The sequence below is a fragment of the Winogradskyella sp. J14-2 genome (genome assembly GCF_001971725.1).
Taxonomy (GTDB): domain Bacteria; phylum Bacteroidota; class Bacteroidia; order Flavobacteriales; family Flavobacteriaceae; genus Winogradskyella.
Genome location: NZ_CP019388.1, coordinates 2,661,184 through 2,676,590, shown reverse-complemented (window position 1 = coordinate 2,676,590; position 15,407 = coordinate 2,661,184). Strand labels below are relative to the sequence as shown.

General features: G+C 34.4%; 15 protein-coding genes. 11 read left to right on the top strand and 4 right to left on the bottom strand.

The window, feature by feature from the left end; genetic code table 11:
* Positions 1-23 precede the first annotated feature (23 nt).
* Positions 24-386: a four helix bundle protein gene (locus BWZ20_RS11965; protein WP_076620271.1), complete on the bottom strand. Its 363-nt coding sequence runs from the start codon at positions 384-386 to the stop codon at positions 24-26.
* A gap of 48 nt (positions 387-434) precedes the next feature.
* Positions 435-1,547, bottom strand: a complete 1,113-nt coding sequence (locus BWZ20_RS11960) for an adenylate kinase (protein WP_076620269.1) — start codon at positions 1,545-1,547, stop codon at positions 435-437.
* Positions 1,548-1,699: 152 nt separating this feature from the next.
* Here BWZ20_RS11960 and BWZ20_RS11955 point away from each other — a divergent pair, with 152 nt between their 5' ends.
* The 4 genes from BWZ20_RS11955 to BWZ20_RS11940 all read left to right on the top strand — a co-directional run bounded on the left by BWZ20_RS11955 (position 1,700) and on the right by BWZ20_RS11940 (position 6,457).
* The gene (locus BWZ20_RS11955; protein ID WP_076620267.1) at positions 1,700-2,854 is read left to right on the top strand and encodes a 5-(carboxyamino)imidazole ribonucleotide synthase; all 1,155 of its coding nucleotides are present in this window, start codon (positions 1,700-1,702) and stop codon (positions 2,852-2,854) included.
* 101 nt (positions 2,855-2,955) lie between these two features.
* Entirely contained in the window at positions 2,956-3,435 is a 480-nt protein-coding gene (purE, locus tag BWZ20_RS11950; RefSeq protein WP_076620265.1) for a 5-(carboxyamino)imidazole ribonucleotide mutase, read from the top strand.
* 186 nt (positions 3,436-3,621) lie between these two features.
* On the top strand, positions 3,622-5,652 hold the full coding sequence (locus BWZ20_RS11945) for a M3 family metallopeptidase (protein WP_076620263.1): 2,031 nt from the start codon (positions 3,622-3,624) through the stop codon (positions 5,650-5,652).
* Positions 5,653-5,680: 28 nt separating this feature from the next.
* Positions 5,681-6,457 carry a hypothetical protein gene (locus BWZ20_RS11940; RefSeq protein WP_076620261.1) on the top strand — a complete coding sequence of 259 codons (777 nt, stop codon included), beginning with the start codon at positions 5,681-5,683 and terminating at the stop codon, positions 6,455-6,457.
* Between the two features lie 5 nt (positions 6,458-6,462).
* Here the strand turns inward: BWZ20_RS11940 and BWZ20_RS11935 are convergent, their stop codons facing one another.
* A complete protein-coding gene (locus BWZ20_RS11935) occupies positions 6,463-7,161 on the bottom strand; it encodes a T9SS type A sorting domain-containing protein (RefSeq protein ID WP_076620258.1) in 699 nt (232 codons plus the stop codon).
* Between the two features lie 93 nt (positions 7,162-7,254).
* Here BWZ20_RS11935 and BWZ20_RS11930 point away from each other — a divergent pair, with 93 nt between their 5' ends.
* The 5 genes from BWZ20_RS11930 to BWZ20_RS11910 all read left to right on the top strand — a co-directional run bounded on the left by BWZ20_RS11930 (position 7,255) and on the right by BWZ20_RS11910 (position 10,379).
* Complete coding sequence (locus BWZ20_RS11930) at positions 7,255-7,758, top strand: GbsR/MarR family transcriptional regulator (RefSeq protein WP_076620255.1); 504 nt, start codon at positions 7,255-7,257, stop codon at positions 7,756-7,758.
* 58 nt (positions 7,759-7,816) lie between these two features.
* Positions 7,817-8,140, top strand: a complete 324-nt coding sequence (locus BWZ20_RS11925) for a hypothetical protein (protein ID WP_076620253.1) — start codon at positions 7,817-7,819, stop codon at positions 8,138-8,140.
* A 432-nt stretch (positions 8,141-8,572) separates the two neighbouring features.
* The gene (locus BWZ20_RS11920; RefSeq protein ID WP_076620250.1) at positions 8,573-9,451 is read left to right on the top strand and encodes an SAM-dependent methyltransferase; all 879 of its coding nucleotides are present in this window, start codon (positions 8,573-8,575) and stop codon (positions 9,449-9,451) included.
* Between the two features lie 69 nt (positions 9,452-9,520).
* Entirely contained in the window at positions 9,521-10,075 is a 555-nt protein-coding gene (locus BWZ20_RS11915) for a sigma-70 family RNA polymerase sigma factor (RefSeq protein WP_076620248.1), read from the top strand.
* Positions 10,076-10,112: 37 nt separating this feature from the next.
* Entirely contained in the window at positions 10,113-10,379 is a 267-nt protein-coding gene (locus tag BWZ20_RS11910) for a hypothetical protein (protein WP_083677215.1), read from the top strand.
* Here the strand turns inward: BWZ20_RS11910 and BWZ20_RS11905 are convergent.
* Positions 10,353-11,135 (bottom strand): hypothetical protein, encoded by a 783-nt coding sequence (locus tag BWZ20_RS11905; RefSeq protein ID WP_317041677.1) that lies wholly within the window; start codon positions 11,133-11,135, stop codon positions 10,353-10,355. The two genes, BWZ20_RS11910 and BWZ20_RS11905, sit on opposite strands and share 27 nt — an antisense overlap.
* A 174-nt stretch (positions 11,136-11,309) precedes the next feature.
* Between BWZ20_RS11905 and gcvP the strand changes: the two genes are divergently transcribed.
* Together gcvP and BWZ20_RS11895 are read left to right on the top strand one after the other, a co-directional pair.
* The gene (gcvP, locus tag BWZ20_RS11900; RefSeq protein WP_076620241.1) at positions 11,310-14,159 is read left to right on the top strand and encodes an aminomethyl-transferring glycine dehydrogenase; all 2,850 of its coding nucleotides are present in this window, start codon (positions 11,310-11,312) and stop codon (positions 14,157-14,159) included.
* Between the two features lie 176 nt (positions 14,160-14,335).
* A complete protein-coding gene (locus tag BWZ20_RS11895) occupies positions 14,336-15,394 on the top strand; it encodes a 3-oxoacyl-ACP synthase III family protein (protein ID WP_076620239.1) in 1,059 nt (352 codons plus the stop codon).
* Positions 15,395-15,407 lie beyond the last annotated feature (13 nt).

Below are 15,407 nucleotides of genomic sequence, written 5' to 3'. Positions count from 1 at the left end.
CTAAAGTTGAATGGTTTATTTGTTTAAGCGTTTATTTGATATTTTCTCAATGAATTAATCTTATTAGAAATTTTCAAAATATTACTTCTAAGATTATCATATTGAACTTCATCTATAAAGGCTAAACGTTTACAAATTTCAGTTTGACATAGAAGTTCCATTGTAGAACTAAATGCCATAGTAGAAAAATGTGCTTTATCTTTCTTTGTTATTCTTGATGTTCCTTCTGCTAAATTTGAAGAGATAGACACTGCTGATCTTTTCATTTGGCTAATTAATCCAAACTTCTCTTCTTTAGGAAATGAGCTAACTGTTTTGTAAATCAATTCAACCAAATCAATTGAGTCTTGCCAAACAGTTAATTTCTCAAATGAATGTTGATACATGTTGAACTCGTTTCAATTAAACCAATAAACAGTTAAACGAATAAACTTCTATAATTTATCAATCACAGCACTCAAACGCTCTGTGATATCTTCAATGCTACCTACACCATCAACACCGTAATATTTGTCTTGTGCAGAATAGTAATCTTTTAATATCGCTGTTTTATCGTAGTATTCTTTAATACGGTTTCTTATGATACTTTCGTCTGCATCGTCAGCTCTTCCACTAGTTTCACCACGTTTTAGTAAACGCTCCACTAACACCTCATCATCAACTTCTAAGGCTACCATTGCATTAATTTGAGAATCTTTGCTATCCATTAATTCATCTAGTGCTTTGGCTTGTGCATTTGTTCTCGGAAAACCATCAAAAATAAAACCGTTAGCATGGGCATTTTTTTCAACCTCTTTATTCAACATGTCAATTGTTACTTGATCTGGCACTAGCTCACCCTTGTCCATGTAAGACTTTGCCAACATACCTAAGGCAGTTTCGTTTTTAATGTTGTACCTAAATACATCTCCAGTTGAGATATGTACGAGATCGTATTTTTCTTTTAAGAAGTTTGCTTGTGTTCCTTTGCCTGCTCCTGGAGGGCCAAATAGCACGATGTTTGTCATGTGTTGTGTTGTTTTTAATTGGTATACATCTGGTAAATCTCTTCCTAAACCATCGTAATCTAATCCATAACCCACGATGAATTTATTCGGAATTTCTTTACCTATATAATGAAGTTTAAAATCTTTGTTATAAGCTTCAGGCTTGTAAAACAATGTCGCAATAAGAAGCTGCTTAACATTTTCGTTCTTAAAAATGCGATGCACCTCTTCAAGCGTATTACCTGAGTCTATAATATCTTCTAAAATAACAACCGTTCTACCAGTTAAATCTTGAGTTAATCCAATCAGTCTCTGAATGTCTTCGGTAGATTTAACTCCTTCGTAAGAAGCCAATTTTATAAACGTAACTTCACAAGGGTTTGGATATTTTTTTACGAAGTCACTCACAAACATAAACGACCCATTCATAATCCCAACAAACACAGGGATTTCATCTCCTATATCTGCAGCGATTTCATTGACCATTCGCTGTACTACACCATCAATTTCATTTGCATTAACAAAAGGTTTGAAATATAAATCGTGAAGCTTAACAACCATGGTATTATTTTAGAAATGCAAAGATAATGAATTGATTGCCGTTTGCCGATTTTTTGAATTACGAATTTAATAGTATCTGCTATAATTAGCTTATTTTTGCATTGAATTAATGTTGAATCTTTAAAAATTTCCCTTTTACTTGGGAAGTAAACATGAACTACTTTTCTTCAAACTTTAAACTCGGCATTCTTGGTGGTGGACAATTAGGCAAAATGATGTTGTATCATACGCGCAAATACGACATACACACTTGCGTGTTAGACCCTAGCAAAGATGCACCTGCAAGATTAGCTTGTGATGAATTTTCGGTAGGCGATTTATTAGATTACAAAACGGTTGTTAACTTTGGAAAACAAGTTGATATCCTTACTATTGAAATTGAAAACGTAAACGTTGAAGCTCTGGAAACACTTGAAAAGGAAGGTGTAAAAGTTTATCCTTCTGCAAAGACCTTACGCACCATTCAAAATAAAGCAACACAAAAATTATTTTATCGCGATCACGATATCCCAACGGCTGATTTTTCGAGATTTGCACATACATCTCAAATTGATGAGGCAGTAGATAATGGTGGATTAGAGTATCCGTTTGTTTGGAAAAGCGCACGATTTGGATACGATGGTCAAGGTGTAAAAGTTGTAAGACGTTACACAGACTTGGCAGATTTACCAAATGTTGAATGCATTGCAGAAGACTTAATCCCGTTTAAAAACGAACTGGCAGTCATTGTTGCAAGAAATAGCAAAGGCCATTTAAAAACATATCCAGTGGTTGAGATGGAGTTTCATCCTGAAGCCAATCAAGTTGAGTATGTAATTTGTCCGGCAAGAATTCCTGATAATATTGCTAAAAAGGCAGAACTTGTGGCCTTAAAAACTGCAGCCGCTTTTGAACATGTAGGACTTTTGGCTGTAGAAATGTTTCAAACTGAAAATGATGATATTATTGTAAACGAAGTAGCACCGAGACCACACAATTCTGGTCATTACAGCATAGAAGCAAGTTATACAGATCAATTTGAGCAGCACTTAAGATGTATTTTAGGATTACCACTCGGTAACACCGAAAGTAAAGTAGCTGGTGTTATGGTGAATTTGGTTGGCGCAGAAGACCATACAGGAAACGTACTGTACAAAAACATTGAAGACATTATGGCAATGGATGGTGTAACACCACACATTTATGGTAAAAAACAAACACGTCCGTTCCGTAAAATGGGTCATGTAACCATTGTAAATAAAGACATCAATAAGGCTAGAGCAATTGCCGAAAATGTAAAACGAACTATAGAAGTAATAAGCGAATAAAAATGTCACCTCGAGCGTAGTCGGGAGGTCATTCTAAAAAATTTATTTTCTATCTAAGAGGTCTCGACTGCGCTCGACCTCACATAAAATATATTATAAGCATGAGTAAAGTAGGAGTAATAATGGGAAGCAAAAGCGATTTGCCAGTAATGCAAGACGCTATAGATATACTAAAAGGATTTGATATCGAAGTAGAAGTTGATATCGTATCCGCACATCGTACACCTGAAAAATTATTCGATTATAGTAAAAATGCCCATACCAGAGGCATTAAGGTAATTGTTGCTGGTGCTGGTGGCGCTGCACATTTACCTGGCATGGTAGCTTCGCTATCTCCATTACCAGTAATTGGTGTACCTGTAAAAAGTAGTAATTCTATTGATGGATGGGATTCTGTACTTTCTATTTTACAAATGCCAGGTGGAGTTCCTGTGGCGACTGTGGCATTAAATGGAGCTAAAAATGCTGGCATCTTAGCAGCTCAAATTTTAGGCAGTTCTGACCAGTGTATTCTAGACAAGGTAATCGTTTACAAAGAAGGTTTAAAAGCTAAAGTTATCGAGTCTGCAAAAGACCTATAAAAAAGCCTCAACTTTCGTCAAGGCTTTTTTCGCTATTAACCAATCCTTAAGAACAAAAAGTTCTTGTTCGTCAAAGATGGCACAAAGGTAATTAAACTTATTTAACTGATAAAAACGAACATCATAAAATAGCGTTAAAATTCACATTATCAACAATATACGTAAGAAAAATTAGACGATAAGACAATGACTATTCTAAATAAAACTTTTGATACTCAATACAATACAGCACCATTCTTAAAAATAAAAAATGAAGATTTTCTTCCGGCTTTTAAAATAGCTATTGAGAATGCTAAAAATGAGATTGATACGATTGTAAATAGTACTGAATCACCAACTTTTAAAAACACCATTGAGGCTCTAGATTATTCGGGAGAACAACTAGATAGAATCTCTAGTATTTTCTTCAATTTAAATTCAGCTGAAACAAATGATGAGATTCAAAAAATCGCTCAAGAAGTTTCACCTTTATTATCTGAATTTAGTAACGATATTACCTTAAATGAAGATTTATTCAAACGTGTAAAGGCAGTTTATGATTCAAAATCAGAACTAGATTTAACAACAGAACAAGAAACACTTCTGGATAAAAAATATAAAAGCTTCTCTAGAAATGGTGCTAATTTACCTGAAGACAAAAAAGAAAAATTACGTGCTATTGATAAAGAATTAAGTCAGCTAAAACTAAAATTTGGTGAGCACATTTTAGCCGAAACCAACAAATTTGAAATGCTTCTTACCGATGAAAATGATCTTTCGGGATTACCAGAAGGGGCAAAAGAAGCAGCAAAACAACTGGCTGAAAGCAAAGGTAAAGATGGCTGGCTAATCACTTTAGATTATCCTAGTTACATTCCATTTATGACTTATGCCGATAATCGTGAACTTCGTGAAAAACTATCCAAAGCTTTTGGTAGTAAAGGATTTCATAACGACGACTTAGACAACCAAGATATTGTTTTAAAAATTGCTAATCTTCGTTTTGAACGTGCTCAACTTTTAGGTTACAAAACCCATGCTCACTTTGTTTTAGAAGAGCGCATGGCAGAAACACCTGAGAAAGTCAATGCTTTCTTAAACGAGTTACTAGATAAAGCAAAACCAGCGGCAAAAGAAGAGTTTGAAAAACTTGAAGATTTTGCAAAAGAAATTGATAATATAGATCGATTACAAAAATGGGATTCGGCTTACTACTCAGAAAAATTGAAACAAAAATTATTCGATGTGGATGATGAAAAACTAAAGCCATATTTCAAATTAGAAAATGTTATTAATGGTGCTTTTACTGTTGCCAATAAATTATTCGGACTTCAGTTTGAAGAAATTAATACCATAGATAAATATCATGAAGATGTTTTAACCTATAAAGTTAGAGATAGTGAAGGCGAATTGGTTTCTATATTTTATGCCGACTTTTTCCCAAGATCCGGAAAACGTAATGGTGCCTGGATGACCTCTTACAAACCGCAAATGATAAAAAATGGTGTTAACGAGAGACCTCACGTATCTATCGTTTGTAATTTCACCAAACCAACAAAGAGTAAACCTTCGTTATTAACCTTCAATGAAGTTACGACTTTGTTTCACGAATTTGGACACGCACTACATGGTATGCTAGCCAATACCACCTATCCTAGCCTTTCTGGCACAAGCGTGTATTGGGACTTTGTAGAATTACCAAGTCAGGTTTTAGAAAATTGGTGTTACGAAGAAGAATCTCTAAAACTCTTTGCTACGCATTACGAAACCGGAGAAGTGATTCCGATGGAACTCGTTGAAAAGATAAAAGCATCAGCAACTTTCCATGAAGGTATGCAAACCTTACGCCAGCTGAGTTTTGGAATGCTAGATATGAGCTGGCATGGTATAGATCCAACAGCAATTACAAACGTAAAAGCACATGAAGTTGAAGCTTTTGGCGCAACAAAACTATATCCTGATGTCGAGGAAAACTGCATGAGTACAGCTTTTGCTCATATTTTTCAAGGAGGTTATTCTTCTGGCTACTACAGCTACAAATGGGCTGAAGTTTTAGATGCAGATGCGTTTGAATATTTTAAACAAGAAGGCATTTTCAATAAAACGGTTGCCAATAAATTTAAAATCTTTGTATTGTCTCAAGGTGGTACAGAAAACCCAATGACATTATATAAAAAGTTTAGAGGGCAAGAACCTCAACCTGAAGCGTTGTTACGACGTGCTGGGTTGATAAAATAAGCACAAACTTATTTCGTTTTAGTACTTCATGAAGTTTCTAAAACTCATAGGGCACATCTCATTTATAGCACTCTTAACCTTACTAACCCAAGTCGGAGGATTACTATGGTTAATGAGTGTTTTTATTGCTGTAAAACTTCAAAAAAGAAAACGGTATGTTTTCCCGATAGTATATCTTGCCTGTAATCTCCTTTTTGTTCCAAGTGTAGCTCCTTATTTTGGAAGAACAAAACTCCCTGTTATAAAAAGTGCACTTAAGCCTCAAAACCTTATTTATCCGTTATTGTTTAGAAATTACGTAGACAATGAGCTTTATGATGTTTTACAACAATCAACAGCAGTTTTGGCTCACTTAGGTATTAAAACAACTTACTTAGATGCTAATTTCCCTTTTTTAAATGGGTTTCCGCTATTTCCTCATCTTAGTCATAATGACGGAAAGAAAATAGATATCGCATTTATGTATTTAGAAAATAACAACAAAACAGACCAAAAACCTTCGTTTATGGGTTATGGCGCTTTTATAGATGATACAAACCCTACTACTAATCAGTGTAAAAAACAAGGCTATTGGCAATATGACTTAACAAAATACTTATCGCCAGATAAAAATGATGTACTCCAATTAGATGAAGAAAACACTAAAACGCTTATTCAAGGGTTACTTTACAGAGATAAAAACTCAAAAATTTTTATAGAACCTTATTTAAAAAAAGAATTAGGACTAAGCAAATATGACAAAATCAGATTTCATGGATGCCAAGCTGTAAGGCACGACGATCACATTCATTTTGAAATAAAATAGCTAAGCTAATATTTCAACATCTTAACCGTTCGGCTGTAACTACCAGAACTAATTTTTACAAGATAAACACCTGTTTTTCTTAACTGGAGATTGTGAGTGGTTTGAGAAGTAATATTTAAGGTTTTATCAACTACGTTTTTACCAAGCACATCATAAACTGCGATCTCATATTGTGCCGCACTGTTAAAGGTGATTGTTCCATTTCCAACACTTACATCATTAGTTCTATTAAACGCTTCAACTGATAAAAGTGCCGAACCAAAACCATAATCACTACCTTTTAAATCTGCTGATTGACGTGACTGGTCAGAGTTGGTAATTAAAAAATACCAATCAAAAACTTCAGTACCCGATGGAATTGTAGTTGTGTTTAACATAGGCTCTTCTAAATACGTCCTAGTGGCTGGATTAAAAGTCGCCACATAATACCCTAAAACAGCATCGTAAGTTAAAGGAATCAGTGTGGACACATCAGAAAAATCATCATGATAATCCCAAGTCAATGGATCTGCATCGGTTTGTAAACCTGTATATAAATACAAATTAGGGTCACTTAAAGGGTCAAAAACCGAATAGTCTCCTAACTCACCATATTTAAAGGTAATGGTACCAGAATTTATATCGCATGGATTTGGAACAAGCTCTACTTGGGCTTGGCTTATTCCGAACATAAGTAACGTTAGAAATAGTAGTTTTGTTTTCATATTTAAGGCTATTTTAATCTAAGATAATAAATTCTTTACAAAATAAACTTTCAATAATTATTGAAAGTTTAAAATTTATTATATCTTTGTTATATGGAGTATGTAGAAGCAAAAGAAAAATTTATTAGTACTTGGGGAAGTTTAGGTACACTTTGGGGCATCAACAAAGCGATGGCTCAGATACAAGCTTTGCTTTTTATTTCTACAAAGCCATTATCTATGGAAGAGATTATGGAAGAACTTAAAATCTCTCGTGGTAACACTAGTATGAACTTAAGACAACTTATAGATTGGGGAATTGTAATCAAAGTCTTAGTAAGCGGTGAACGCAAAGAGTTTTTTACAACAGAAAAGGATGTACAAGAACTTGCTCGTATTGTTGCCAAAGAACGTAGCCGTAGAGAAATAAAGCCTGTAATTAAAGTTTTAGAGGAGGTCTCCTCTATTAAAGATGATGGTACAGAAAAAACAAAGGAATTAATTAAACAAACCAAAGCTTTAAAAGAACTTACAGACGATTTAGACACCTTAATGAACAAATTAGTAAACCAAAAACAAAACTGGTTAACAAAGTCTGTTTTAAAGTTAATGAAGTAGACTATTTTTTTTAAATCAAACTTTCAATTTTTTTTGAAAGTTTTAAAACAATAGAATTATGAAAAAATTATACAATATTAACAAATGGTTAGTCATAATTACGCTTCTCCTCTACTTAACATTATATCTAGGAATGCTCTTTCAGATGGTTTTAGGTGTTGGTCAGGTGCTCATGAGTTTTTACATGCTTTATAATTACAATAAGCTTGAAAAGCAGATAAAATTTCTTTTCAACATTTATTTAGTATCAGTCGTAACTATAATTTCAGTTATTGCCTTTGGAAAAATTATAAGCACAGGCTTTATAACCATACATCTCGTAATACCAATGCTCATTGCTTTTTTCCATTTATATATCACCTATAAAATTCAAAAATCATGAAAACTCAAGTTCCAAATTGGTTGATCATACTTGCAGGATGTGGTCAGATATTCACAGCTCTTATTTATCCCTACATTAGGCATAAAGTTTTTGATTAGTACAATGATGTTAAACAGTTAAAACCTTTAAATCAAGAAATTGCCAAAACTTATGGAAGATACATTCAAGGACTGAATTTCGCTTTCGGCTTAATAGCTATTCTTTTACCAAATGATTTAAAAAATGGCACAAACCTAGCATTAGCTCTCACAGGATTAATAGGAGCTTATTGGGTTGGAAAAGTGATTACGCAAATCGCTTATTATCCTATGTACCAAATCCCTCAAAAGTTAATTTTTAAGATAGGTAGTTACTTCATGAACTTCTTATTTACTCTTTTTGCAGTTGTCTTCACTTGGCTATTCAGCCACAACCTATTAAACCAATAACACCATGAAAACACAAACCATACCCTACACCAATTACGCAGAACAAAACCGAATAGAAATGGTAGACTTCTATAACGAAGCTACCGAAGATTACGAGTTTTGGAGTAGTGATTATAATATGCATTTTGGGTATTTCATTCCGTTTAAAACAAATCCTTTTAAACGCGATTCCATGCTAAATGAAATGAACAACCAAGTCACTAAAAGACTAAACATAGGCAAAACTAAAAACCGACTTATAGACTTAGGCTGTGGCATGGGAGCTACAATGCGATATGCATTAAAACACTATAAAAATATCATAGCTTACGGAGTAACGTTATCCGATTTTCAGGTTAAAAAAGGAAATGAATTATTAAAAGGTAAAAACGGCATCATACTCAAAGAAAACTATAATAACACCTCATTTCAATCTAACTCTTTTGACGCTGCTGTAGCGATTGAAAGCTTCTGTCATTCTGGTCATAATTATAATTCTCTAAAAGAAATGCATAGACTTTTAAAGTCAGGTGGACGCTTTGTTATGGCGGATGCTTTTCTTAAAAAAGACAGATCTCAACTTTGTAAAGGTGGCAAATTTGCCTACAATAAATTATGTAATCATTGGAGTTTAGAAAAGTTAGAAACACATCACTTCATCAAACAAGGTTTAGAAAATATAGGTTTTACAGACATAAAAATTGAAGATGTGTCGTTTAAAGTTGCTCCATCTGTACTTCATGTGCCTTTTGCCATTGCTGGTTTTATTTTAAAAAAGGTATTTAGATTTAAAAGTCTTAAAAGAGAAAGCCTTCATAATTTAAAAGGCTCCTTCTATGCGCTTCTATCAGGTTTTCACCTTAAAAGTTTTGGGTATTACATAATTAGCGCAACTAAACGCTAGGAAAACACAAACACTTATTTAAGGTCTTAATTTTTTATCCTATTTTTGACTCAGCAATGAGCACAACAAATGGCTAACCATCAATTAAATCCTAATAACTGGATTAATTTGTATTCAGACTACCTTTTTAACTATACTATATCTAGGGTTAACGATAGAGCTATGGCTCAAGATTTGGTATCTGAAACCTTTTTGGCTGGTTTAAAATCTATGAATAATTTTAAAGGGGAAGCAAGTGAGCGCACTTGGCTGATCTCTATTCTTAAACGAAAAATCATAGACTATTACAGAAAAATAAATTCTAACAAAGGAAAAGCTGAAGTGAGGATGACCTACAACAATAATTCAGAATCTGAAGGCGATTGGTTAGAAGAACGTGTAGCCGACCCTTTTGATAAAACCGCAGAAGATACCCTAGAAAACGCAGAATTGGGTAATGCTATTTATGATTGTTTATCTAAATTACCTCAAAAACAAGCTGATGTTTTTAAGATGAAAACAATTTTAGGTTACGACACTGAAACTATTTGTAATGAATTAGATATAACTGCGTCTAACCTCTGGGTAATAATACACAGAGCAAGAACAGCTTTAGCTGATTGCATGGAAGAAAACTGGTTTTAAACAAAATAGTTCTTCCTTTTTGGAAGACAAGATGAGAATGAAAAAAAGTTTTTTATTTATAAGTTGCGAAGAAGCCAAACACATTTGTGACAAAACACAATATGGCGAAGCTACAAGCTGGGAACGCATAAAGTTAGCCTTAAGACTTTCATGGTGTCGCGTTACAAGAGCCTATTCTAATAAAAATAATAAACTGACAGATGCTATAGAACATCTTGAAATTGATTGCTTAAAGAATGATGAACGCCATAAAATAAAACAACAATTCGAAGAAGAATTAACAAAGCATCAATACAACCAGTAGCCATAAAATTGGCAAACTTTCTACCCAAAACGCACTGTAATATTTAGACTGGTTTTTGTGGGCAGACAGCACAAAAAATAGTGTTACAACCACTATAGCACCATTTGAGAGTACATCTACATATCGCATTTCATCTTTAAAATATTCTAAAAAGAAAAACAATAGCAGTAATAAAACACCCATCATCTTAGTATTCTTTACACCAATACGCTGAGGTATTGTAGCTAGTTTTACACTATCATAAGCAAGGTCTCTAATCTCAAAAGGGAGCATCAATACAATTACAAAAGCAAAACGCTGAACACCAGTTATTACAACATCTGCATCTATAAAATCACTATACTCTAAAAACGGTAAAAAGACAGTGGTAAATACCCATACCAATGCAATGACATAGACCTTTAACCCACTTATTTGTCTCAAATTTTTTTGATGATCTCTAAAATATCGCATTGGTAATAAAGGTATTGCGTACAAAAAAGTAATAAGTCCAAAAACCGAAAGGAATACTAAAGAATTAATGCTAAGTTTTAAAGCAAAAAAGCACATACCAAAAAAAGCAAAGAAAGAAAATACCTGAATTGCTTTTAACCAGGCTGCTAAACTTCTATGATGAAACTTTGCGACACCAAAATATTTTACAAAATTATAGCCAGTTACAGTTGCAAAAAACACAAAAGAAAGTAGAACGCAGTCGTACCGTAATTGAAACCTCACAAGTGTTACCCAAGTCATCGCAACCACTGCTAAAGCCACATGAATACTACTGTTAATATAAAAATTTAAAAATTGCTTTAATACCTGCACATCACAAAAATAATGATTGTGTTAATAACCCTTAATTTCGGTTAAAAACTTTAATAATCAATGACCAATAAAATAGCCGATTTCCGTATTTTTGCATATCAAAAAAAAATAGCAGAATAAAGAATGGACACAACCTCTTTTGCACTTAGACACATTGGCCCAAACCAAGATGAACAAAAGGCTATGCTAAACACCATCGGTGCAACTAGTATAGAGCAATTAGTTTCAGAAACTATACCTGCAGGTATTAGATTAAAAAAAGATCTAGATCTAGAACCTGCCATGAGCGAGCAAGAATATTTAAATCACATTAACAAGCTATCTCAGCTTAATAAAGTATTTAAATCTTACATCGGTTTAGGATATCATCCTTCCAATCTACCAGCTGTTATTCAGCGAAATATTTTAGAAAACCCAGGATGGTATACAGCATACACGCCTTATCAAGCAGAGATCGCTCAAGGTAGATTAGAAGCTTTGTTAAATTTTCAAACTATGGTTATTGATTTAACCGGAATGGAAATTGCCAATGCTTCACTCTTAGATGAAAGTACAGCTGCTGCAGAAGCAATGAGCTTGCTATTTGCTGTAAGAGATCGTGCACAGAAAAAAGCCGGAGTTAACAAATTTTTTGTCTCAGATTTAGTGTTGCCTCAAACCATTGCTTTATTAGAAACAAGAGCAACTCCAATTGGTATAGAGTTAGAAATAGGTAATGAAGCTGAATATAATTTATCTGAAGACTATTTTGGTGCACTTTTACAGTATCCTGGTAAAAACGGGCAAATCACAGACATAAAATCTTTTATAGCAAAAGCAAACGCTCAAAATATTAAAGTTGCTGTAGCTGCAGATATATTAAGCTTAGTAAAATTAGAAGCACCAGGCAAATTTGGTGCGGACGTAGTTCTTGGTACAACCCAGCGTTTTGGTATTCCGATGGGTTATGGAGGCCCTCATGCAGCTTATTTTGCAACCAAAGAGGCGTATAAGAGAGATGTTCCAGGCCGTATCATTGGTGTTACTAAAGATGTTAATGGCAACAGAGCCTTGCGCATGGCTTTACAAACCAGAGAACAACACATTAAGAGAGACAAAGCAACTTCTAACATTTGTACAGCTCAGGTATTATTAGCTGTTATGGCAGGAATGTATGCTGTATATCACGGACCAAAAGGTTTAGAATTTATTGCCAATAAAGTTCAGAATACCGCAGTAACTTTGGCCTCTGCTCTAGAAAAACTAGGCTTAGAGCAAGTTAATTCAAATTATTTTGACACGATTCAAATTAAAGCAGATTCTGTTAAAGTAAAATACGAAGCCCTAAAAAAAGAAGTTAATTTCCATTACCCAGATAACAACACTGTTACCATAGCTATAAACGAGACGACAACAATTTCAGACTTAAATGAAATTATTTCAATCTTTGAAGCTGTAACAGAAACAACTACAGAGAAGATAACAACGATTTCCGAATCAGACACAATTCCAGATCATTTAAAGCGTAAATCAGACTTTTTAACCTTCGATATATTTAATGTATACCACTCAGAAACAGAGTTAATGCGTTATATAAAAAGACTAGAGCGTAAAGATTTGGCTTTAAATCATTCTATGATTTCTCTAGGTTCTTGTACAATGAAATTAAATGCCGCTGCAGAAATGTTACCACTTAGTTGGCCAAGTTGGGGCAATATGCACCCGTTTGCACCAAAAGAACAAGCTGCAGGTTACCAATTAATGCTAAATACTTTAGAGAATCAGCTTACCGAAATCACTGGCTTTGCTGCAACATCTTTACAACCAAACTCTGGAGCTCAAGGTGAATTTGCTGGTCTTATGGTAATAAAAGCTTATCACGAATCTCGTGGAGATCACCACAGAAATATTTGCTTAATTCCATCGTCTGCACACGGAACAAACCCTGCAAGTGCTGTTATGGCAGGCATGAAAGTTGTTGTAACAAAAGCTTCTGAAGACGGTAATATTGATGTAGACGATTTGAGAGAAAAAGCTGAATTACATAAGGATAATCTCTCTGCGTTGATGGTAACTTATCCGTCTACACACGGTGTTTACGAATCTGCAATTAAAGAGATTACAAAAATCATCCACGATAATGGCGGACAAGTGTATATGGATGGTGCTAACATGAATGCGCAAGTAGGCTTAACCAATCCTGGCAACATAGGTGCGGATGTGTGTCATCTCAATTTACACAAAACATTTGCTATTCCTCATGGAGGTGGTGGCCCAGGCGTAGGCCCTATTTGCGTTGCAAAACAATTGGTACCTTTTTTACCAGGTAATCCAATAATTAAAACAGGTGGTCATCAGTCTATTTCCGCTATTTCTGCGGCACCTTTTGGCTCTGCGTTAGCATGTATAATTTCTTACGGCTATATTTCCATGCTTGGCGCAAAAGGTCTAAAAGAAGCTACCGAAGTAGCAATTCTTAATGCTAATTATATTAAAGAGCGTTTAGAGGGTTACTACCCAACATTATATACAGGTGAAAACGGTAGAGCTGCACACGAAATGATTATAGACTGTCGCGATTTTAAAGCTAAAGGTATTGAAGTTACTGACATCGCAAAGCGTTTAATGGATTATGGTTTTCACGCACCAACAGTATCATTCCCAGTGGCTGGAACTATGATGATTGAACCCACTGAGAGCGAGAGCAAAGCAGAGATGGATCGTTTTTGCGACGCTATGATTTCTATTAGAAAAGAAATAGACAATGCCTCAAAAGAAGAGCCTAATAACGTGCTAAAAAATGCACCTCACACACTAGAAATGCTAACTTCAGATGAATGGTTATTACCCTACAGTCGCGAAGCTGCGGCTTTTCCATTAGCGTATATTAGAGACAATAAGTTTTGGCCAAGCGTTAGACGTGTAGATGATGCTTATGGTGACAGAAACTTAATTTGTAGCTGCGCACCAATTGAAGATTTTATTGAAGCTTAGTTTTTCATAAACATTAATTAAAAAAGTGCTCGAATCGAGCACTTTTTTTATGGTATTTACAATAGAACTAAGAATAATTGAGAATTTAAAAAAAATATCATTTTTACAAGATCAATTCATTCTCATCTGTAAGAGTTTAACTAGTTTAGTAAATTAATAGCAATTTTTTTTGAGGTATGGGAATCAAAATCACAGGTACAGGTAGTTATATTCCAAATAGCATAGAAAAGAACGAGGATTTTCACCAACATCAATTTTTAAATGCAGATGGCTCTAAGATAGATTATCCTAACGAAGTTATAGTAGAAAAATTCAAAGATATTACAGGAATTGTTGAACGCAGATATGCTGATGATCAATTGGTAGCATCTGATATTGGTTTTCTGGCCGCCCAAAAAGCAATTGATGATGCCAACATAGATCCTGAAACGATAGATTATATTATCTGTGCTCATAATTTTGGAGACGTAAAAGCCAACACCATTCAGAGTGATATTTTACCATGTTTAGCTTCTCGTATTAAACACAGACTTCGCATCAAAAATCCAAAATGTGTCGCTTACGATATTTTATTTGGCTGTCCTGGTTGGATAGAAGGAGTTATACAAGCGCATGCCTTTATTAAAGCAGGTATGGCAAAACGTTGTCTGGTTATAGGTGCAGAAACCTTATCTCGTGTAGTTGATAAACACGACAGAGATTCTATGATATACTCAGATGGTGCTGGTGCCAGTATTGTTGAGGCTACTGCTGAGGTCAGTGGCATTTTAGCGCACGAGTCTGCTTCTTTTACATACGATGAAGCCTATTATTTATTTTTTGGAAATTCTAATAATAAAGACTTATGCCCAGACACGCGCTATATAAAAATGCATGGTCGTAAAATCTATGAATTTGCATTAACCAACGTAGCTAAAGCTATGAAAGATTGCTTAGAAAAAAGTGGCCTACACATTACAGACGTAAAAAAAATTCTTATACATCAAGCCAACGAAAAAATGGACGACGCCATTATTAAGCGTTTCTACAGGCTCTTTAAATCTAAAGCTCCAGAGGGTATTATGCCAATGAGCATTCATAGACTAGGAAATAGTTCTGTGGCCACTGTTCCTACCCTTTTCGATTTAATACGAAACAATAAACTCGAAGATCACCAAATCAACACAGGAGATGTTATTATATTTGCAAGTGTTGGCGCAGGTATGCATATCAATGCCATTGTTTATAGATACTAACAAAATATTACCG